Genomic DNA, 16,263 nt, shown 5'->3' with positions numbered 1-16,263 from the left:
AAGATGGCTCATATAGTTAGCGGTCTGAGACTTACTGCAAGTGATTAGCTTATAGGAGCCCACTGTTAGCCTCATCGCCAGCATTGGAGGGTGCCTGTCGCGCATCACTGTGTGTCCGTCTATACAAGATGTGCATTCCACACGAGTAGCACCCGGGCCTGGATGTACGTCTCTTCACGCCTGATCATCCTGTCCTTGTGCTGCGGATTGTCCGAGATCATCTCGAAGTAATCCTCGTCTGCGATCTGCAGGCGCTTGATGTACTCGTGGCCGCCCCAGGAGAAGTAGTAGATCCCGTCACCTACGAATTCGCGAATGCTCACGTCAACGATCAGCGGGTCGCGACTCTTGATCGTGGGCGCCATCGACTGGCCCCAGCCGGTGACCAGCTTCAGGTGGTAGTGCTCTTTGAACTCGACGCCCAGTTCGCGCAAGTGCTTTGGGCTGACGCGGACGTCCTGGAGCATCTCCGGGAAATCATGCGTCACCTCGCCGCCGCCCATCGCGCCGCGCACGTCGTAATGAGCGATCCACACCTCATCGCCCACCAAACCAGGTCGATTCAAATCAGCTTTCACCAAGCCTTGGTCGCCAGGCTCACCATCGACTGGTGCCTCGGCGGCAGCCAGCAACCGCTGCCGTGTCTCCTCTGGAATGCCTTTCCCGCTTTTCGCGAGCATCTGTTTAACCAGGTCCGCTGCTGACCATTTGCTGTCCACGGACTCAGCGTGAGGCAGAGCTTCTTCGCTCGCGGGGATCGAGTCGAACCAGCCTCGCGGCAAATCCTCCACTTCCTCAATCCGGCGCGCTACGTCGTCGCCCAGGTTCTTGGCCGTCTTGTCCGAAAGGATCTGGCTCAGATGCGCAGGCGCCATCCCCCAGCGCTCCGCGCAGAGCCCTTTCCTCTGGTTGCCAATTAGCTTGACCAAGTTGTGCTTGCGAATTTCATAGATATCCATGGCGCGAAGAATGCCAGCCTTTAGCCCAGTGCTAAATGTGCGCAAAGCTAAATTTTCCTTGCTCAAGCATTAGCCATGAGCTAAATTTCGCTATATGTGTAAGGAGAACCCACATGAATGATCACCTCCGTGAATGGTTGGCCACCGCCTCCAACGATCGCCGGCGGGATGTAGCTGCTGAAGCGAAGACCACAGTCGGCCATCTCTGGCAGCTCGCAGGTGGTCATCGAAAGGCATCCGTTGATCTAGCTGAACGCCTGCAAGACGCCTCTGGTGGCGAGATCACCATCGCCGGCCTGCGCCCTGACCTCATTCCTTTTGCACGCAAAGCGCTGAAGGGCGCTGCGTAACTTATTTCATAGCCGCAAGGAGCCACCCAAGCATGTACGCCAACCCCAAGCACCTGCATGACCGTGAGATCAAGGTCCGGGTCGATGAGGACACATTTGAGTTGATCCAGGCGCTGGCGAAGTTTCATCGCACTCAGCGAGCCGTGCTTTGCCGGGAACTGCTGGAGGCTCAGCTGGCCGCCCTGTCTTCGGAGAATACCGGCGATCAGAACGTGGCCTGAAGGCCCGCAGGAGGCCCGATGCCTATCGAACAGATCGGCTTGGACCAGGAATTGACGAATCAGCTTGAGCAGGAAGCCAAGAGGCGGGGCGTCAGCCCTGAAGAACTCGCGGCAGAGCTGATCCGGAAAGAGCTGGCAAGCCGAACGAAGCCTCGCAATCCGAGAGGCAATGTGAAGCCGTTCCACGTCAGGCCCTGATAAGGCCCTGATGAGCCCGAATTGCGGGCACAAAAAAGCCGGGTTCGCGGCCCGGCCTTTTCAACTGCATATGACTGGAGTCGATTATGCATATACAGCCACCAGATGTACAGAGCCTCCAGAGGCCCGCGCCACAAAATGCAGCCAACAGTTTCGTGGCGCGCACGATGTCATCCAAGGAGATTGCCAGCTTGACAGGCAAGCGCCATGACAACGTCAAGCGTGACATCGTTGCGATGCTCAAAGACCTGAAGGTCGATCCCCTCAGTTTTGAGGACATCTATCTCGACGGCAGAAACCGTGAGCAGTCGCAGTATCTGCTCGACCGTGAACACACCGATTGCCTCCTGACCGGGTACAGCCCGGCACTGCGCATGAAGGTGATTCGCCGCTGGAGGGAGCTGGAAGGTCAGTCAGAAGCGCGCCAGGCCGTGACAGCCAGCGGTACGAAGGTGATTGGAGAGATCGCCATCATGGAGTGCTTCACGCGCCTGCTGAAGCCGGCTCCATCGAGCCAATTGGCGATGCTGACCAAAATCGCCGAGAACAACGGGCTGGACCCGCAGTTCCTGCCGAGCTACGCCATCGACTCTCCACCGGATGCCACAGGCGGCAGCTCAATGCCGACTATGGCTGTGACAGCGCTGCTCAAGCGCCATGGCGTGAACACGTCCGCGCCTGCCTTCAATCGCGCACTGGCCGGCCTGGGCATTCTCCATGCCAGAACCCGCCAGAACAGCAAGCGCGAGCCTGTGTGCTTCTGGTCCGTGACTGATAAGGGCCTGCGCTTTGGCAAGAACATCACCAGCCCACAGTGCCCGCGAGAAACGCAGCCGCACTGGTACATCGATCGTTTCGAAGAGCTCGTCGACCTGGTCGGCGTGGGAGCCAAGTAATGGCCGGAGACTGGATCAAAATGCGCGTAGATCTTCAGACCCATCCGAAAGTTTTCCGCATTGTGTCCGCATTGCGTGCGGACAGACTGCGGGTGATCGGCGGACTGCATGTAGCCTGGAGCATCTTTGACACCCATTCTGCTGATGGCGTACTGCATGGTTACACGGCAGATGCCATGGACGCTGTGATCGGCTGGCCCGGCTTCACTCAGGCCATGATTGATGTTGAATGGGCGGCCATCGATGACGACGGAAGCCTTGTAATGCCTCGCTTTGACGAGCACAACGGGGCCAGCGCAAAGCGCCGCGCTAACGATAGCGAGCGTAAAAGGGTCTCTCGAAAGTCCGATCCTGTCCGCAATCCGTCCGCAAGCGGTGCGGACAAAACGCGGACCAGAGAAGAGAAGAGAAGAGAAGATCAAAACCCTCTCTCTGCGCGGGGCGCTGTCGACCCTCGAATGCCCAGCGAGATGACCCTCGACTGGCAGCCGGGCCCGAAGCTCCTCAAGACATATGCGGTGCACTCAGGCGTAGCGCTCGACCTGTTCACCGAAGAGGTGCGCCGCGCATTCACTGCCCACTACGAGCCGCGCGGTCAGGTGAACACCCAGGCCGAGTGGGTGCAGATGCTGGTCAAGTGGGTGCTGAGCGACCGCAACCGCGCTGCCGCCTCGAACGTGAAGCAGTTCCCGGCGCGCCAGAGCAGTGAGCCTGATTTCGACAGCACTGAGTGGGCTAACAACCTGGTGGTGCGCCCATGAAATCAGCCAACCAAATGATGGCAGCCATGAACAACCGTCCGCCCGAGCTGCACGGCGGCCCCGTGGTCGTCTCGCTGGAGACTGCCGAGGTGGTGAACGACCTGTTCCGCCGCCTGCGCGGCATCTTTCCGGCCTGGCGCCAAGCATGGCCATCCACCGAGGCCCTGGCCGCTGCCAAGGAGGAGTGGATCAAGGAGTTCGCCTCCGAGGGCATCCGCACGCTCGAGCAGATCGAGTTCGGCATCGAGAAGTGCCGCAAGCTCAAGAAGCCCTTCGCGCCAAGCGTGGGCGAGTTCATCGCGATGTGCCAGCCGACGCCTGAGGACTTCGGCATGCCGGCGCCGGCCGACGCCTGGATCGAGGCCCTGATGGGCATGTACAGCCACGAGGGCGTGAAGATCGCCGCCGTGGCCACCGGCCTGTTCGACCTGCGTGCAGCCCAGCAGAATGACAAGGGCCTGCAGGCTCGCTTTGATCGTGCCTACCAGATCGTCCTGCGCCGCGCTCAGGAGGGCGAACCGCTCGATGGGAGGATTGCCACCGGCATCGGCCACGACAGCCAGAAAAGCCTGCTGGAGCTCGCAGACGAGCACGCAAAGCAGCGCCAGGCCCGCCTGCTGGAGATCCAACAGATCCCAACCACCGCCGCAGCCTGCCGTGCGCAGCTGATGGCCAAGTTGAACATCAAGCGCGCCGGGCAGTCGGCCGGGGAGGGGGTGTGATGAATTCCCTGTGGCTGGCCTTCGTCTTCGCGCTGTGCGCGCTCGGCGGATGGGTCGGCGCCCACGAGAGCATCAAGAACGACTGCGACCGCATCGGTGGCTTCTACATCGGCAACACGACCTACAACTGCACCATCGGGAGGGCCAGGCCATGACCGAGAAGATCAGCGTCAACAGCCAGGCCAAGTTGTCCGAGGCCATCACCATGCTGACCCGCCTGTTCCGCGACAAGAAGTTCGTCGTGGTCAGCATGCGCCCGGGCAAGGACCGCACCCTGGACCAGAACGCGCTGTGGTTCGCCATGTACGAGCGGATCGCCAAAAGCACCGAGATGGGCGATGTGGAAGAGGTGCGCCGCTACTGCAAGCTTCACCACGGGGTGCCCATCATGCGCGCCTCCTGCGAGGAGTTCCGCGACGGCTACAACATGGCGCTGCTCAACCTGCCGTATGAGATCAAGCTGCGCTGGATGGGGCCGTGCGCCATGTTCGGGCCGGATGGGTTTCCGGTTACCCGCCTGTTCAACCGCGCTCAGGGCTGCCAGTACACGGACCGGATCGTCGAGGAGTTTGCCGCCCGCGGCGTGCACTTCGCTGACCTGCTTGGGGAGGAGGCGGCATGAGCCATCAATTCAAGCCGGGCGACCTGGCGTTGATCGTCGGCGCCTTCAACGTAACGAGCAACATCGGCCAGGTGTGCGAACTGGTCGAGCACCTTCCCAATGGCTTCATCAGCAATTGGGTTGACCCCAGTGATGGATGCCGCCTTCAAAACACCACGGGCGCTCCAGCATGGCTTGTCATTGGTGATGGCTTGGCGTCGTGGTGCGGGGCTATCGGGTGGGTTCTTGCCGTCGAGCGCCATCTGATGCCCCTGCGCGACGACTTCGCCCCCGAGCATCAGAAAGCCAAGGAGGCCGAGCCATGCCTGTAGCCATCAAGCAGCGCCGGCAGAAGGCCTGCGGCAACCCTGCGTGCGGTGTGAAGTTCACGCCGACGCGAATGGGGCAGAAGGTTTGCGGCATGGCGTGCGGCCTGGCCATCGCCAAGGAGCCGGCAAATCAGAAGGTCGCCCGCAAGGCCATAGCCCAGCGCGAGCGCCGAGAGCTCAAGGTGCGGAAGGAGAAGCTCAAGAGCCGCGGTGACTACCTTCGGGAGGCGCAGCAGGCGTTCAACGCTTTCATCCGCATGCGCGACCAGCTGGCCGGGCACGTCTGCATCTCGAGCGGTCGCCCGCTGGACTGGAGCGGCAACGCGGTAGATGCAGGCCATTACCGCAGCGTCGGCGCGGCACCGCACCTGAGGTTCGACGAGCGCAACGTGCACGCCCAGAGCAAGCAGGACAACCGCTACCTGTCTGGCAACGCCACGGACTACCGCATTGGCCTCATCCGCCGCATTGGCCTGGCCGAAGTTGAGGCCCTAGAGCAGGACCAATCTGTCCGCAAGTACACCATCGACGACCTGAAAGAAATCGCAGCCCGGTACCGGGCCAAGCTCAAAGCGCTCAAGGGGGCAGCATGACACCAGCATGGGGTTTTCTGATTTTGGCCGTACTCATGGTGGTGAGCGGCCTGGCGCTGTCATGGGCCGGCGCGGTCCGCCGCAAGCTCAGCTACGAAGAATTTCTGCTCAAGAAAAACAATCGAATCCAGGGGGAAAAGCCATGAAAGTAATCAGCGCTCGCCAAGTTTGGCACGACGCACTGCACGAGAACCGCGCATCCGCCCTGGCTGTAGCCGCCGAGCAAGCTGCTCTGGGCAAGAAGGGTGGCTCTGGCGATGTGAAGATCATGGTCATGCTGGAGGACCATGACGGGCAGGAGGTGTGCAAGATTTACGAGGTCCGCAAGGAGGGAGTGCAGGAGACCCGCCCGGGTCGACGCCTCACCAACGACCGCTGCGCGCACATGCTAACTGCCGGCCTGGTGATTCAAGCAATCGACTCCTTGCCGAAGTCGCTGCGTCACCTTGGGCACTTCCTGTACTCACCAGTGGCCAGCGGAAACGACCTGAGTATCTCTCATGGTCTGGTATGGCTTGGAAGCGGCCTGGAAGCGCTCACAGACCGCAAGAAGCAGCGAGCCTACTGGATGGCTATGGCTGCCCTCCAATCGCACAAGATCCTCGTCCACGACGGCGAGGCGATGGGTCCTGGTGCTGTATGCATGTTCGTCGAGGACCGCACCGGCGAGAAGATGAACCCGCAGAACTGGGCAAGAGATTGGCAGGATGTGTGGGACGCCCTCTGCAACCACGTCGACAAGCTCGACAAGCAAGCTCTCAAGCCAGTTGCTCGGGTGGTGGAAAGGCTTCGTGAGCGCGATAGCGATGAGCGTGAAATAGCAGCTTGACCGTTTGAGGAGTGATCTGGCACTATTTCGCCATCGTCACAATTTCGCCTTAGGCGAACAAATACAAGCCCGGCCCAAAAAGCCGGGTTTTTTATTGCCCGCAAGAGGGCCTCAAGAGTGCCTCAGCTTGCGGCTTCGATTCTTTCAAATTTTTTCAGAACACACGGAACGATTTGATGGCACTATGATTCTGATAGCTGGCTAAGAAAAACCTATCAGGATTTCGTGATTATGAAAAAAATCATCGCTGCTGCGATGTTCTCCCTTCTGGCAACCGGCGCACAGGCAGCTAATCTGTCCGGTGCAATCGGTGCAACAAGTCAGGGCGGTTTGACTGCTCGTGCTGCCGTAGGGTTTGACTGGGACAAGAGCTGGTTTGAAACCAGCACCGGTCGCCTAACCGGTTATTGGGATGCAGGTTACACCTATTGGGAAGCTGGAGACGCTTCCGGAGGAGCTCACTCGCTGTCCTTCTCCCCTGTGTTCGTTTACGAGTTTGGCAGCGGCAACCTTAAGCCCTTCATCGAAGCCGGTATCGGTGTGGCGGTGTTCTCAGGCACTTCCGCGGGCGACCAGAATTTTGGTTCGGCCTTCAACTTTGAAGACCGTATTGGCGCAGGTCTGAAGATCGGCGAGACGCAGAAGGTTGGTATCCGAGCGATGCACTACTCCAACGCCGGTATCAAGCAGCCGAATGACGGTATCGAATCGTACTCGCTCTTCTATAGCCACCAGATTTAACTTTGTCTGCTTAGCTCCCCTTGCCCGCCATGTGCGGGCTTTTTCTTTTCTGGAGATATTGGATGGACCCCACCGACCTCGGCCCAGGCACAGCTACCTGGCTGGGCGGAACGGGCACCGTATTACTGGGCGGCTTTCTCTGGCTGCGCAAATTCCTCTCCAAGGATGCTGCTGACCGCGCCATGGATAACGCCGACATCGGCACCGTGCGCCGCCTGAACGAACTGCTCGACTCCGAGCGCGAGGCCCGCAAGCTTGCAGAGGCCCGCGCCGACCAGTTCGCCAAAGAGCGCAATGACCTGGCCGCAACCGTCGGCCGCATGGAAGGGAAGATCGAAGCCCTGACCAGTCAGGTCGCCAACCTCACAGAGCGGGTGACGCTTCAAAGCGACGAGATCGCCCGCCTGCGCATCAAGCTGGGAGGTACAACCTGATGGACAAGTGCGCAATCCAGTTTATGGCCCGCCATTGGTGGCGCCGTGTCGAGGTGTGGTTAATCGCGATGCTGCTGGTGACCGGCGGGGTGTTCTTCGGCTTCCAGCTCGGTCAGTGGGCTCTGGCAGATTCATACCGGCAGCAGGTCGCCGAGATCCGCGCCGCATACGACGAGGCCACCCGGCAACGTGACCACCGCCTGGATGAGCTGACCCGCAAGACCAGCACAGCAGCAGAGAAGGCAACCAAGGCGGCGACCACCGCAACCAAGGCCGCCGACAAGGCTGATGAGGCCCTCAATCGGGTATCGCCTTAGGTCGCGCCACAAAATATAGAGCTGCGATTTCGTGGCGCGGGAGTAAGCATGAGCAACGTCCAACGCATTCGCCATGAGCTGCCGGTAAGCATGGATATCGTCCATGCGGTTGCCGAGCTCGATGCTGCCCTGGCGAAGGCGATCGATTCCGCGAAGGACGCCGGGCTTCCGCAGGGGCTGCTGGTTGGCCTGCTGCATGGTCACGCCCACGCCGAGACGCACAAGATGGTCAGCGAATAGGGGGCAGCCATGGGCGACGTCGTTCAACTGGAAGACATGCGACCCCATGTGGTCGTGCACGCCGCCGATGCTGCGCATGTCCTGCCCGTGTCTCTGCTGGAGGATGTCGCCAAGGGCGCCAAGCCATCAGCGATCCTCACCGAGCCGGTAATCCGGCGAATCATTGAAGAGTGGCTGGAGCTAACACGATGAAGGTCGTCCAATTCCAGCGCGAAGAGTGGCGCGACGCTGCACGCACCTTGCGCAAGATCGCAGACCAGCTTGATAGCGGTGAGCTTCCCCAGTGCAGTATCGGCACGTTGGCTATGCGCAGTCCTGAGGGTCAGGTGGAGGTATTCGGGTTCGGCCCGGTAGCCGACGACCTGCAGGCTCTTGCGATGTTCAGGCTGGCCGAGCAGAAACTGATTGATGTGCTGCTTGACGGCGGGGAAGGGTAGGTGTGCCGCAGTTGAGTACGGCACGGGTTGGTCACTTCACTTTCAGCGCTTCTTGGATCTGATCTGCATACTTACCGAGGTTGGCAAGTTCCCATTGCAATTGGGCACTGTTAGTCGAGTTGAGTACTTTTGATTGGATCAGAGTGAGAGCGGCGTTGACCGCCGCCTCTCGCGCACTAACCGGATCGTCATTGCCAAAATCGTCAGTGGGCTTAAGGTCTTTGAAGTTTTCCGACATGGTTACTTCCTTGCAGTTTGTTGGGAATTCACCAATACCGGCAGCGCGCCACTATTTCAAGCTCAAGGTGATCTATGGACAGGCCATACCCTCCATCGTCACTGCTTGAGCTGTCCGACCTATCCGACTTGGTTATCCGCCTGACCCCGGCCCCCGAAGTTTGGGAGTGGATCCAAGCCGAGATTCTCGCTGACACCGGCAGCATTCACAACGAAGACCATGCCCACCTATTGGATGCTGACATCCGGGTTATGTGGGCGTCTTCGAGCTTCGCCAAGCAGGGTCGTACAGTCTTGGGCCAGGCCGAGCAGGTAGCGTTTCGCGCTGGCGGCTGGCAGAAGGCTCGGATGGAGCAACAGATGCGTGATTGGTTCGGCGATGTGCCGGCCTTCATCATCACCTTGGCTGCTGACTACTGCGCCCAGTGCAGCGACCTTGAGTTCTGTGCACTCCTGGAGCACGAGCTGTATCACCTGGCTCACGCGACCGACAAGTACGGCCAACCAGCATTCACCCAAGACGGCGCACCTAAGATCAAGCTGCAGGGCCATGACGTCGAAGAGTTCGTCGGGGTGGTTCGACGGTATGGTCCGAGCGACGACGTACAGCAACTGATCGACGCTGCAAGCAGGCCGCCTGAGGTGGCCAAGATCAACATTTCGAGGGCCTGCGGAACCTGTCTGCTCAAGTCGGCTTGATCCTTGACAGCCCTTGACGGAACCCAAATCTATGGCAGCCCTGAAAAATGAGGTGAAGGCCTTCATCGTTCAGGCCCTTGCCTGCTTCGATACACCGACTCAGGTGTCCCAGGCCGTCAAGGATCAATACGGGATCGAGGTATCTCGCCAGCTGTGCGAGCGGTATGACCCGACGAAGTATTCGGGCCGTGACCTTGCCCAGAAGTGGAAGGACTACTTTCACGAGTGTCGAGCGCGCTTTCGGGAGGAAACCAGCGACATCCCGATCGCCAACCGAGCGTTCCGGCTGCGCGGGCTAGGGCGGATGGCCGAGAAGGCCGAGACCATGCGCAACCTGGCGCTGACAGCCCAGCTGTACGAGCAGGCCGCCAAGGAGTGCGGCGACATGTACGTCAATCGCAAGCTCGAACCCGACAAACCCCTGGGCTCCCAGGCGGACCAGCAGCACGCAGTTGCTGAGTACACGCTGGAGCCAGACGAGAATGTCCCGACTACCCCGCACCTATGACGCGCCGGTAAAGCTGACGCCGAAGCAGGCGAACATCTATTGCTGGGGGTTTCAGCCAGAGGCGCGCTTCCGTGATGCGGTGTGCGGCCGACGCTTTGGCAAGACCTTCCTCGGCAAGGCTGAGATGCGCCGTGCGGCCCGACTTGCTGCGGAGTGGGGCGTCAGCGTCGAGGACGAAATTTGGTACGGCGCGCCGACGTTCAAGCAAGCCAAGCGCGTTTTCTGGCGCCGCCTCAAGCAGGCCATACCGGAAGCCTGGCGCGCGGTACGCCCGAACGAGACCGAATGCTCGATCACCCTCAAGTCCGGCCACATCATGCGCGTGGTCGGCCTGGACAACTACGACAACTTACGCGGCTCCGGCCTGTTCTTCGTGCTGGTGGACGAGTGGGCCGACTGCCCGTGGGCTGCTTGGGAGGAAGTGCTCCGGCCGATGCTGTCGACCTGTCAGTACACCATCGCGAGCACTGGTGAGAGCCGAAAGGGCGGCCACGCGCTGCGGATCGGCACGCCCAAAGGCTTCAATCACTGCTACGACACCTACCGCGACGGGCAATCAGGTGGTGAGCCTGACCACAAGAGCTGGCAATACACCTCACTGCAAGGTGGCAACGTCCCGGCGGAAGAGCTGGACGCCGCCCGCCGGAAGATGGACCCGCGAACCTTCCGGCAAGAATACGAGGCTGGTTTCGAAAACTACGCCGGGGTCGTCTACTACACCTTCGACCGAACCGAGTGCCGAACTACTGAGCGAATTCAGCCCGGCGAAGCGCTGCACATCGGCATGGACTTCAACGTCATGAAGATGAGCGCGGTGGTGTATGTCGTGCGTGACGGCTTGCCACTGGCGCTGGATGAGTTCCACGCCGTAAGGGACACGCCGGAGATGATCGAGAAGATCAAAGTGCGTTTCCAGGGCCACAGCATCTCGGTCTACCCGGACGCCAGCGGCCAGAACACCAGTAGCAAGAATGCCAGCGAGTCGGATCTGTCCCTGCTGAAGAAGGCGGGCTTCACCGTCGTGGTCGACTCGCAGAACCCGGGCGTCAAGGATCGCGTCAACGCGGTTAACGCCATGTTCCTGAACACTTACGGCGAGCGGCGCCTCAAGGTCAACATTGACCAGTGCCCGCAGCTCACGCAGTGCCTCGAACGGCAGACGTACACCGACAAGGGCGAGCCGGACAAAGACCCCAAGAAGGGTCACGACCACATGAACGACGCCGCCGGCTACTTCATCGCTAAGCGGTACCCAATCAAGAGCCAGTCGGCCGGCACTCGCCGCATCGGAGGTTTGGCGTAATGCCTGTTCAATCAACCAACCCAGACTACGACGCTCACATTGATGAGTGGCGGATGATGGACGACGCGCTTGAGGGCGAGGGCGCCATCAAGAGCAATCAGCGCAACCTACCCAAGCCCAGCGGCATGGTCGAGGCGGAGAAGCTGGACGGGCAGGGCAATGCCTACCTGTACCAGAACTACACGGCGCGGGCGCAGTACGAGCACTGGGTGCGGGACTCGTTGCGCTCAATGATGGGGCTGGTGTCACGGCTCATCCCAGAGGTGAAGCTGCCCAGTGGGCTGAAGGATCTGGAAGAAAACGCTACCGCCGACGGCTTCGGCCTGGCCCAGCTCTTCCTACGCATCGTGCGGCAGGCGATCTCGCACGGCCGGGTGCCGTTGGTGGTCAATGTCGACGATGCTGGGCAGCCATACTTTGCCACCTACGCCGTGCGCAACGCGATCAACTGGGACACTGCTGACCAAGGCGGGCGTCAGGACCTGGTGCTGGCCGTGTTCCGGGAGTTTCGGAAGAAGGACGCTGAGGACCGGTACAGCCATGAGTGCGTGACGGTCTTCCGCGAGTTCTACATGGAGGGCGAGGTCTGCTACACGTCGGTTCGCAACCAAGTTGGCGAGATGATCGAAGATGCCCGGCCACTGGGCACGGTGGGCAACGACAACCGGCTGGTGCGAGGTCTCGAGTACATCCCGGTAATTTACTGCGGATCGACCGACAACTCCCCCGACGTGGACGAGATTCCGCTGCTGACCATGGCACGCGCTGCTCTCAAGTCCTACCAGCTCAGCGCCGACTACTTCACCGCGCTGCACCAGACCAGTCACCCGCAGCCGTGGGTATCGGGCCTGGACGAAAGCGTAGAGCTCAGCGTTACAGGGCCGTCAGCGGCATGGGACCTAGGCCCTAAGGGGCAATGCGGATACCTCGAATTTCAAGGTGCGGGTGTCGAGGCAGTGCGTACTGCGATGTCTGACCAGAAAAGCGCAGCTCTTGAGGCTGGCGCCAAGGTCATGGACGTGTCCGGTACCGAATCGGGCGAGGCGCGCAAGACGCGGCAGAACGACCAGCATGCCACGCTGCACAGCATCGTCATCACCGCGGCCGCCGCGATTGAGCAGGCGCTTCGATATGCAGCTGAATGGACTGGCTACAACCCTGATGAGGTCGTCTTCACGGTCAAACCTGAATTCGTCATTCCTGAGGTCAACGCTCAGGTGTTGGCCGAGCTGCAGAAGAGCGTCATGGCCGGCACGATCAGCGCCGAGACCTACTGGCAGTACCTCACCACCGGCAAGCTGCCTGAGCGAGCCTACGACGAAGAGGCCGGGCTGATCAGCGACGAGCGCGAGTCAGCCGGCCTCAACCTGGACAAAGATGATGGCGACGAAACCGACACAGACAGCGGACGAGGTGCTGCTGGAGCAGGTAAGTCGGCACGCGGTGCTGCTGGAGAGGCTTAAGGCGGGTGAGATCAAGAAGTTCGAGACGGTCCTGCGCCAAGTGGATACGCAGGTTCGGGACCAACTCACGCGAAAGGAGCTGACCACCTACAGCCGCAGCCGGCTTGAGGAATTCCTCGGACGGGTGGGCGGCAAGCTGCTGGGCATCTACCAGGCTTTCGGCGATCGCATGCAGGCCGACCTGGTCGACATCGCACTTTACGAGGCGGCTTTCGAAGGAAAAAGCCTGGCCAAGGCTCTGCTGATTAACGCCATCATGCCGAGTGACTCGCTCATCCGGGCGGCGATCAACACTCAGCCGCTGCAGGTGTCGGGAATCGATGGCGGAACGCTGCTGAAGCCATTCCTCAATGGCTGGACTCGCACCGAGTCGACGCGAGTGACCAATGCGATCCGGCTTGGGGTGTTGCAGGGCCAGACCAACGCCGAGATCACCCAGGCCATACGAGGTACCGCGGCGCAGAACTTCACCGATGGCGTGCTCGCGGTGAGCAACCGCAATGCCAGGTCGGTCGTGCACACCGCTGTGCAGCACGTTTCCGCCACGGCCCGCATGGAGACGCTGGCCGCGAATGCCGAGTTCGTCCCGGGCTACCGGATCGTGGCCACACTCGACAGGAAGACCAGCCAGCAGTGCAAGAGCCTCGATGGGCGGGAGTTCGAGTTAGGCAAGGGGCCAGTGCCGCCGCTCCACGTCAACTGCCGAACAACGATCACACCGATCACCAAGTTGTTTGCGGTATTCGCGAAGGGCGCCACCCGCGCATCTGTGGGCGCCTCTGGCGGTGCGCAGGTCTCGGCCAGCCTTAGCTACTACCAGTGGCTAAAGACGCAGCCAGCGTCGTTCCAGGACGCCGCGCTGGGCCCGGCGCGTGCCAAGCTTTTCCGCGCTGGTGGGCTGAGCGCCGAGCGATTCGCCTCGCTGCAGTTGGACAAAAATTTCAAACCGCTGACGCTCGACCAGCTCAAGGAGTTGGAGCCTTTGGCTTTCTCCAAGGCAGGTCTTTAGAGGTTATCAGGCCCGGCAAAGCTCTCTTTTATGCTCGTAATCACTCAATACTTCGTCATAGAGAGCTGGCCAGTCAGCAAACGTCGATCCGGTTTCTTGATGCGCCTGCTGTTTTTGCTCCTCGGTTTTCACAGACATTGCACGTTTGGCCAAGGCAGCAATTTTCAGCACATTCACCCCAAGTTTCGTAGCGCCGGTGTAAGCCGTTAGCTCGTAGGAAGCTCTGATGACTCGCTGAGCGGCGGAGTTATATGCAGTTCGATCTTCCTGTGTCGCTGTTGCAACTCCAATCATATCTCCAAGGCTCCCGAGAACTATCGCGGCTTTCTCACGAAAAATCGCCTCTTGGCTATCGATCCGGCTGATGCAGCTTTGCTCCCTTGCTTGATTCGTAGTGATCTTTCCTGAAATCACGCTCAGTCCGGCGACGGCAAGCGTAGCTAAAGCCGCGATTGCTGCTGCGGCTATGACGTCGCTTACTTGAAATCGCTTCTTTGGCTTTACGTCCGAGTTGTTCTTCTCTTGCTGCATTGGTCTGGATCTCGGTGTTTGAAATTGGCGGCGATTCTACTCGATGAAATTTACCTAGGCCCATATCCACGGGCTTTTCTTTGCCCGCAAGGCGGGCCCATCTAATCCCCAGGGGATACTGACATGCCTTTTGATTTCGACCCGGCCGCTCACGGCCTCACCCTCGATGACACTCAGGCCGCAGCACTCAAGGCAGCGCTGGGCGGCGAGGTACAGAAATTCCTGGACGGTGAGGTCTCGGGCCTCAAGACCAAGAATCAGGAGCTGATCGGCTCTAACAAGACCATCAAGACCGAACTGGACAAGCTCAAAGGGCAGTTCGACGGCTTAGACATCGAGGCGGTCAAAGGCCTACTCACCAAGGCTGGCCAGGACGAAGAGACCAAACTGATCGCCGAGGGCAAGCTGGACGAGGTCGTCAGCCGCCGCACCGAGCGCCTGCGTTGCGATCTCGACAAGCAGATCAAGGCCGCGAACGACCGTGCCGAGAAGGCCGAAGCCTTCGCTGCCAAATACAGTGACAAGGTGCTGGCCGACTCCATCCGCGCTGCCGCCATCAAGGCTGGCGCGCTGCCCGAGGCTGCCGAGGACATCATCCTTCGCGCCCGCGGCACTTTCAAACTGAGCGAAGACGGTGAGCCGATCGCCACTGACCGAGATGGCCAGGTCATCTACGGCAAGGACGGCAAAAGCCCACTGTCTCCTCACGAATGGGCGGAATCGCTGCGCGAAACCGCTACCCACCTGTGGCCAAGGGCTCAGGGTGCCGGGCAGACCGGCGACAACGGTGGCAAGGCCACGAAGAAATGGGGCGAGTACACCGAGACCGAGCGTGCTGCGATGGCTCGTGACAACCCCGACGCTTTCAAAAAACTCCAAGCCACCCGAGGAACCTAACCCATGGCATCTACCCAACTGTCGGACATCTTCGTTGCCGACTACTACGGCACTCTGGAGCCGGTGAACTCCCCAGAGAAGACCGCCGTTTATGAGTCGGGCATCATCACCCGTTCCGCGACTCTGGACGGCATCGCCAAGAACGGCCAAGGCACTTCCGAGATCAGCTACTGGCAGGATCTGGACGCCGATGAGGCGCCGAACATCTCCAACGACGACCCTGATGACCTGGGCGCCGTCGGCAAGGCCGAGCAGGGCAGCATGCGCGCCCGCACCCTGTACCTCAACAAGGGCTATGGCGTATCCGACCTGACTGCTGAGCTGGCCAACTCCGAGCCGATGCAGCACATCCGCAACCGCTTCGGCACCTACTGGACCCGCCAATGGCAGCGCTACCTGATGGGGGCGGCCCGCGGCGTGATTGCGTCCAACATCGCCAACAACGGCGGGGACATGGTGAAAGATGCGGGCGCATCCATCAGCGCAAACGCCTTCCAAGACGCTGCCTTCACCGCTGGTGACGCCGCCGACATGTTCGCCGCGATCGGCGTGCACTCGGTCGTGATGAACCAGATGGTGAAGCAGGACATGATCGAGTACCTGCGCGACTCGCAGGGCAAGGTCATCCTGGCCACCTACCTTGGCAAGCCGGTGTTCATGGATGACGGCCTGATCTACGCCCCGGGCCAGTACCTGTCGCTGTTCTTCGGACAAGGCGCCTTCGGCTATGGCGAGGGCGATCCGCACATGCCTGTCGAGATGCAGCGCAAGCCGGACGGCGGTAACGGTGGCGGTGCCGAGGTGCTGTGGGAGCGCAAGACTTACATCCTCCAGCCGGCCGGTTTCAGCTGGCAGGGCAGCGAGAACCGCAACCTGAGCCCGAGTGCCACCCAGTACGCTGCCGCGGCTAACTGGAAGCGCGTGTTCGATCGCAAACAGGTTCCGTTCGCCGCGGTCATCAGTGGCACCGCCACCCCTTGACCCCATG

General features: G+C 60.6%; 28 protein-coding genes. 25 read left to right on the top strand and 3 right to left on the bottom strand.

The genetic code is table 11. From position 1 onward, the window contains the following. Positions 1–119: 119 nt before the first annotated feature. Positions 120–959: a S24 family peptidase gene (locus K3F44_RS09920; protein WP_220633942.1), complete on the bottom strand. Its 840-nt coding sequence runs from the start codon at positions 957–959 to the stop codon at positions 120–122. A 113-nt stretch (positions 960–1,072) separates the two neighbouring features. Here K3F44_RS09920 and K3F44_RS09915 point away from each other — a divergent pair, with 113 nt between their 5' ends. The 18 genes from K3F44_RS09915 to K3F44_RS09830 all read left to right on the top strand — a co-directional run bounded on the left by K3F44_RS09915 (position 1,073) and on the right by K3F44_RS09830 (position 8,628). Beyond that, positions 1,073–1,309 (top strand): hypothetical protein, encoded by a 237-nt coding sequence (locus K3F44_RS09915; RefSeq protein ID WP_220633941.1) that lies wholly within the window; start codon positions 1,073–1,075, stop codon positions 1,307–1,309. 32 nt (positions 1,310–1,341) lie between these two features. Continuing rightward, a complete protein-coding gene (locus K3F44_RS09910; protein ID WP_084966458.1) occupies positions 1,342–1,530 on the top strand; it encodes a hypothetical protein in 189 nt (62 codons plus the stop codon). 18 nt (positions 1,531–1,548) lie between these two features. Then, positions 1,549–1,728 carry a CopG family transcriptional regulator gene (locus K3F44_RS09905; RefSeq protein ID WP_220633940.1) on the top strand — a complete coding sequence of 60 codons (180 nt, stop codon included), beginning with the start codon at positions 1,549–1,551 and terminating at the stop codon, positions 1,726–1,728. Between the two features lie 167 nt (positions 1,729–1,895). Continuing rightward, positions 1,896–2,624, top strand: coding sequence for a Rha family transcriptional regulator (locus K3F44_RS09900; RefSeq protein ID WP_409077669.1), 729 nt, complete (start codon positions 1,896–1,898; stop codon positions 2,622–2,624). Next, positions 2,624–3,385 carry a DnaT-like ssDNA-binding domain-containing protein gene (locus K3F44_RS09895; protein ID WP_220633938.1) on the top strand — a complete coding sequence of 254 codons (762 nt, stop codon included), beginning with the start codon at positions 2,624–2,626 and terminating at the stop codon, positions 3,383–3,385. Before K3F44_RS09900 ends, K3F44_RS09895 begins: the two co-directional genes overlap by 1 nt. After that, complete coding sequence (locus K3F44_RS09890; protein ID WP_220633937.1) at positions 3,382–4,107, top strand: replication protein P; 726 nt, start codon at positions 3,382–3,384, stop codon at positions 4,105–4,107. The genes K3F44_RS09895 and K3F44_RS09890 overlap by 4 nt, the downstream gene beginning before the upstream one ends. Further along, the gene (locus K3F44_RS09885; RefSeq protein WP_014859807.1) at positions 4,107–4,262 is read left to right on the top strand and encodes a hypothetical protein; all 156 of its coding nucleotides are present in this window, start codon (positions 4,107–4,109) and stop codon (positions 4,260–4,262) included. Before K3F44_RS09890 ends, K3F44_RS09885 begins: the two co-directional genes overlap by 1 nt. Further along, positions 4,259–4,729: a hypothetical protein gene (locus K3F44_RS09880; RefSeq protein WP_220633936.1), complete on the top strand. Its 471-nt coding sequence runs from the start codon at positions 4,259–4,261 to the stop codon at positions 4,727–4,729. The genes K3F44_RS09885 and K3F44_RS09880 overlap by 4 nt, the downstream gene beginning before the upstream one ends. Next, positions 4,726–5,040 (top strand): hypothetical protein, encoded by a 315-nt coding sequence (locus K3F44_RS09875; RefSeq protein ID WP_220633935.1) that lies wholly within the window; start codon positions 4,726–4,728, stop codon positions 5,038–5,040. The genes K3F44_RS09880 and K3F44_RS09875 overlap by 4 nt, the downstream gene beginning before the upstream one ends. Further along, on the top strand, positions 5,031–5,630 hold the full coding sequence (locus K3F44_RS09870; RefSeq protein ID WP_220633934.1) for a recombination protein NinG: 600 nt from the start codon (positions 5,031–5,033) through the stop codon (positions 5,628–5,630). Before K3F44_RS09875 ends, K3F44_RS09870 begins: the two co-directional genes overlap by 10 nt. Then, positions 5,627–5,776 (top strand): hypothetical protein, encoded by a 150-nt coding sequence (locus K3F44_RS09865; RefSeq protein WP_220633933.1) that lies wholly within the window; start codon positions 5,627–5,629, stop codon positions 5,774–5,776. The genes K3F44_RS09870 and K3F44_RS09865 overlap by 4 nt, the downstream gene beginning before the upstream one ends. Continuing rightward, a complete protein-coding gene (locus K3F44_RS09860) occupies positions 5,773–6,459 on the top strand; it encodes a hypothetical protein (RefSeq protein WP_220633932.1) in 687 nt (228 codons plus the stop codon). The genes K3F44_RS09865 and K3F44_RS09860 overlap by 4 nt, the downstream gene beginning before the upstream one ends. Positions 6,460–6,690: 231 nt before the next feature. Further along, positions 6,691–7,200, top strand: coding sequence for an acyloxyacyl hydrolase (locus tag K3F44_RS09855; protein ID WP_220633931.1), 510 nt, complete (start codon positions 6,691–6,693; stop codon positions 7,198–7,200). 62 nt (positions 7,201–7,262) lie between these two features. After that, positions 7,263–7,634 (top strand): hypothetical protein, encoded by a 372-nt coding sequence (locus K3F44_RS09850; protein ID WP_054915223.1) that lies wholly within the window; start codon positions 7,263–7,265, stop codon positions 7,632–7,634. Then, a complete protein-coding gene (locus K3F44_RS09845) occupies positions 7,634–7,951 on the top strand; it encodes a hypothetical protein (RefSeq protein ID WP_210015046.1) in 318 nt (105 codons plus the stop codon). The genes K3F44_RS09850 and K3F44_RS09845 overlap by 1 nt, the downstream gene beginning before the upstream one ends. A 48-nt stretch (positions 7,952–7,999) precedes the next feature. Then, positions 8,000–8,191, top strand: a complete 192-nt coding sequence (locus K3F44_RS09840; protein ID WP_220633930.1) for a hypothetical protein — start codon at positions 8,000–8,002, stop codon at positions 8,189–8,191. Positions 8,192–8,200: 9 nt separating this feature from the next. After that, complete coding sequence (locus K3F44_RS09835; protein WP_220633929.1) at positions 8,201–8,383, top strand: hypothetical protein; 183 nt, start codon at positions 8,201–8,203, stop codon at positions 8,381–8,383. Then, on the top strand, positions 8,380–8,628 hold the full coding sequence (locus tag K3F44_RS09830) for a hypothetical protein (protein ID WP_220633928.1): 249 nt from the start codon (positions 8,380–8,382) through the stop codon (positions 8,626–8,628). Before K3F44_RS09835 ends, K3F44_RS09830 begins: the two co-directional genes overlap by 4 nt. Positions 8,629–8,659: 31 nt before the next feature. Here the strand turns inward: K3F44_RS09830 and K3F44_RS09825 are convergent, their stop codons facing one another. Beyond that, positions 8,660–8,866 carry a hypothetical protein gene (locus tag K3F44_RS09825; RefSeq protein ID WP_220633927.1) on the bottom strand — a complete coding sequence of 69 codons (207 nt, stop codon included), beginning with the start codon at positions 8,864–8,866 and terminating at the stop codon, positions 8,660–8,662. Positions 8,867–8,940: 74 nt separating this feature from the next. Between K3F44_RS09825 and K3F44_RS09820 the strand changes: the two genes are divergently transcribed. The 5 genes from K3F44_RS09820 to K3F44_RS09800 are packed head-to-tail and all read left to right on the top strand — an operon-like array spanning position 8,941 to position 13,847. Continuing rightward, positions 8,941–9,564, top strand: a complete 624-nt coding sequence (locus tag K3F44_RS09820) for a putative metallopeptidase (protein WP_220633926.1) — start codon at positions 8,941–8,943, stop codon at positions 9,562–9,564. 31 nt (positions 9,565–9,595) lie between these two features. After that, positions 9,596–10,072: a DUF2280 domain-containing protein gene (locus K3F44_RS09815; protein ID WP_220633925.1), complete on the top strand. Its 477-nt coding sequence runs from the start codon at positions 9,596–9,598 to the stop codon at positions 10,070–10,072. Further along, positions 10,047–11,375: a terminase gene (locus tag K3F44_RS09810; RefSeq protein ID WP_220633924.1), complete on the top strand. Its 1,329-nt coding sequence runs from the start codon at positions 10,047–10,049 to the stop codon at positions 11,373–11,375. The genes K3F44_RS09815 and K3F44_RS09810 overlap by 26 nt, the downstream gene beginning before the upstream one ends. Further along, positions 11,375–12,838, top strand: coding sequence for a DUF4055 domain-containing protein (locus K3F44_RS09805; RefSeq protein WP_220633923.1), 1,464 nt, complete (start codon positions 11,375–11,377; stop codon positions 12,836–12,838). The genes K3F44_RS09810 and K3F44_RS09805 overlap by 1 nt, the downstream gene beginning before the upstream one ends. After that, positions 12,756–13,847: a minor capsid protein gene (locus tag K3F44_RS09800; RefSeq protein ID WP_220633922.1), complete on the top strand. Its 1,092-nt coding sequence runs from the start codon at positions 12,756–12,758 to the stop codon at positions 13,845–13,847. Before K3F44_RS09805 ends, K3F44_RS09800 begins: the two co-directional genes overlap by 83 nt. Positions 13,848–13,853: 6 nt before the next feature. On the opposite strand, the gene K3F44_RS09795 is transcribed toward K3F44_RS09800, so the two are convergent. Then, positions 13,854–14,378 carry a hypothetical protein gene (locus K3F44_RS09795; protein ID WP_220633921.1) on the bottom strand — a complete coding sequence of 175 codons (525 nt, stop codon included), beginning with the start codon at positions 14,376–14,378 and terminating at the stop codon, positions 13,854–13,856. A 123-nt stretch (positions 14,379–14,501) separates the two neighbouring features. Here K3F44_RS09795 and K3F44_RS09790 point away from each other — a divergent pair, with 123 nt between their 5' ends. Beyond that, the gene (locus tag K3F44_RS09790; RefSeq protein ID WP_220633920.1) at positions 14,502–15,275 is read left to right on the top strand and encodes a hypothetical protein; all 774 of its coding nucleotides are present in this window, start codon (positions 14,502–14,504) and stop codon (positions 15,273–15,275) included. A 3-nt stretch (positions 15,276–15,278) separates the two neighbouring features. Continuing rightward, on the top strand, positions 15,279–16,256 hold the full coding sequence (locus K3F44_RS09785) for a major capsid protein (protein WP_220633919.1): 978 nt from the start codon (positions 15,279–15,281) through the stop codon (positions 16,254–16,256). The last annotated feature ends 7 nt before the right edge of the window (positions 16,257–16,263 follow it).

It is taken from the genome of Pseudomonas sp. S07E 245, from assembly GCF_019599025.1.
Taxonomy (GTDB): Bacteria; Pseudomonadota; Gammaproteobacteria; order Pseudomonadales; family Pseudomonadaceae; genus Aquipseudomonas; species Aquipseudomonas shirazensis.
The sequence above is the reverse complement of the archived record's forward strand: the minus strand, read 5'-3'. Positions and strand labels throughout refer to the sequence as shown.

Excerpts from the sequence above, each read along its gene's own strand:
- K3F44_RS09815 (WP_220633925.1), top strand. The coding sequence starts at position 9,596 with ATGGCAGCCCTGAAAAATGAGGTGAAGGCCTTCATCGTTCAGGCCCTT.
- K3F44_RS09835 (WP_220633929.1), top strand. The coding sequence starts at position 8,201 with ATGGGCGACGTCGTTCAACTGGAAGACATGCGACCCCATGTGGTCGTG.
- K3F44_RS09915 (WP_220633941.1), top strand. The coding sequence starts at position 1,073 with ATGAATGATCACCTCCGTGAATGGTTGGCCACCGCCTCCAACGATCGC.
- K3F44_RS09805 (WP_220633923.1), top strand. The coding sequence starts at position 11,375 with ATGCCTGTTCAATCAACCAACCCAGACTACGACGCTCACATTGATGAG.
- K3F44_RS09825 (WP_220633927.1), bottom strand. The coding sequence starts at position 8,866 with ATGTCGGAAAACTTCAAAGACCTTAAGCCCACTGACGATTTTGGCAAT.
- K3F44_RS09840 (WP_220633930.1), top strand. The coding sequence starts at position 8,000 with ATGAGCAACGTCCAACGCATTCGCCATGAGCTGCCGGTAAGCATGGAT.
- K3F44_RS09850 (WP_054915223.1), top strand. The coding sequence starts at position 7,263 with ATGGACCCCACCGACCTCGGCCCAGGCACAGCTACCTGGCTGGGCGGA.
- K3F44_RS09860 (WP_220633932.1), top strand. The coding sequence starts at position 5,773 with ATGAAAGTAATCAGCGCTCGCCAAGTTTGGCACGACGCACTGCACGAG.
- K3F44_RS09885 (WP_014859807.1), top strand. The coding sequence starts at position 4,107 with ATGAATTCCCTGTGGCTGGCCTTCGTCTTCGCGCTGTGCGCGCTCGGC.
- K3F44_RS09900 (WP_409077669.1), top strand. The coding sequence starts at position 1,896 with ATGTCATCCAAGGAGATTGCCAGCTTGACAGGCAAGCGCCATGACAAC.
- K3F44_RS09905 (WP_220633940.1), top strand. The coding sequence starts at position 1,549 with ATGCCTATCGAACAGATCGGCTTGGACCAGGAATTGACGAATCAGCTT.
- K3F44_RS09865 (WP_220633933.1), top strand. The coding sequence starts at position 5,627 with ATGACACCAGCATGGGGTTTTCTGATTTTGGCCGTACTCATGGTGGTG.
- K3F44_RS09880 (WP_220633936.1), top strand. The coding sequence starts at position 4,259 with ATGACCGAGAAGATCAGCGTCAACAGCCAGGCCAAGTTGTCCGAGGCC.
- K3F44_RS09820 (WP_220633926.1), top strand. The coding sequence starts at position 8,941 with ATGGACAGGCCATACCCTCCATCGTCACTGCTTGAGCTGTCCGACCTA.
- K3F44_RS09910 (WP_084966458.1), top strand. The coding sequence starts at position 1,342 with ATGTACGCCAACCCCAAGCACCTGCATGACCGTGAGATCAAGGTCCGG.
- K3F44_RS09875 (WP_220633935.1), top strand. The coding sequence starts at position 4,726 with ATGAGCCATCAATTCAAGCCGGGCGACCTGGCGTTGATCGTCGGCGCC.
- K3F44_RS09785 (WP_220633919.1), top strand. The coding sequence starts at position 15,279 with ATGGCATCTACCCAACTGTCGGACATCTTCGTTGCCGACTACTACGGC.
- K3F44_RS09800 (WP_220633922.1), top strand. The coding sequence starts at position 12,756 with ATGGCGACGAAACCGACACAGACAGCGGACGAGGTGCTGCTGGAGCAG.
- K3F44_RS09795 (WP_220633921.1), bottom strand. The coding sequence starts at position 14,378 with ATGCAGCAAGAGAAGAACAACTCGGACGTAAAGCCAAAGAAGCGATTT.
- K3F44_RS09845 (WP_210015046.1), top strand. The coding sequence starts at position 7,634 with ATGGACAAGTGCGCAATCCAGTTTATGGCCCGCCATTGGTGGCGCCGT.
- K3F44_RS09920 (WP_220633942.1), bottom strand. The coding sequence starts at position 959 with ATGGATATCTATGAAATTCGCAAGCACAACTTGGTCAAGCTAATTGGC.
- K3F44_RS09870 (WP_220633934.1), top strand. The coding sequence starts at position 5,031 with ATGCCTGTAGCCATCAAGCAGCGCCGGCAGAAGGCCTGCGGCAACCCT.
- K3F44_RS09895 (WP_220633938.1), top strand. The coding sequence starts at position 2,624 with ATGGCCGGAGACTGGATCAAAATGCGCGTAGATCTTCAGACCCATCCG.
- K3F44_RS09890 (WP_220633937.1), top strand. The coding sequence starts at position 3,382 with ATGAAATCAGCCAACCAAATGATGGCAGCCATGAACAACCGTCCGCCC.
- K3F44_RS09810 (WP_220633924.1), top strand. The coding sequence starts at position 10,047 with ATGTCCCGACTACCCCGCACCTATGACGCGCCGGTAAAGCTGACGCCG.
- K3F44_RS09830 (WP_220633928.1), top strand. The coding sequence starts at position 8,380 with ATGAAGGTCGTCCAATTCCAGCGCGAAGAGTGGCGCGACGCTGCACGC.
- K3F44_RS09855 (WP_220633931.1), top strand. The coding sequence starts at position 6,691 with ATGAAAAAAATCATCGCTGCTGCGATGTTCTCCCTTCTGGCAACCGGC.
- K3F44_RS09790 (WP_220633920.1), top strand. The coding sequence starts at position 14,502 with ATGCCTTTTGATTTCGACCCGGCCGCTCACGGCCTCACCCTCGATGAC.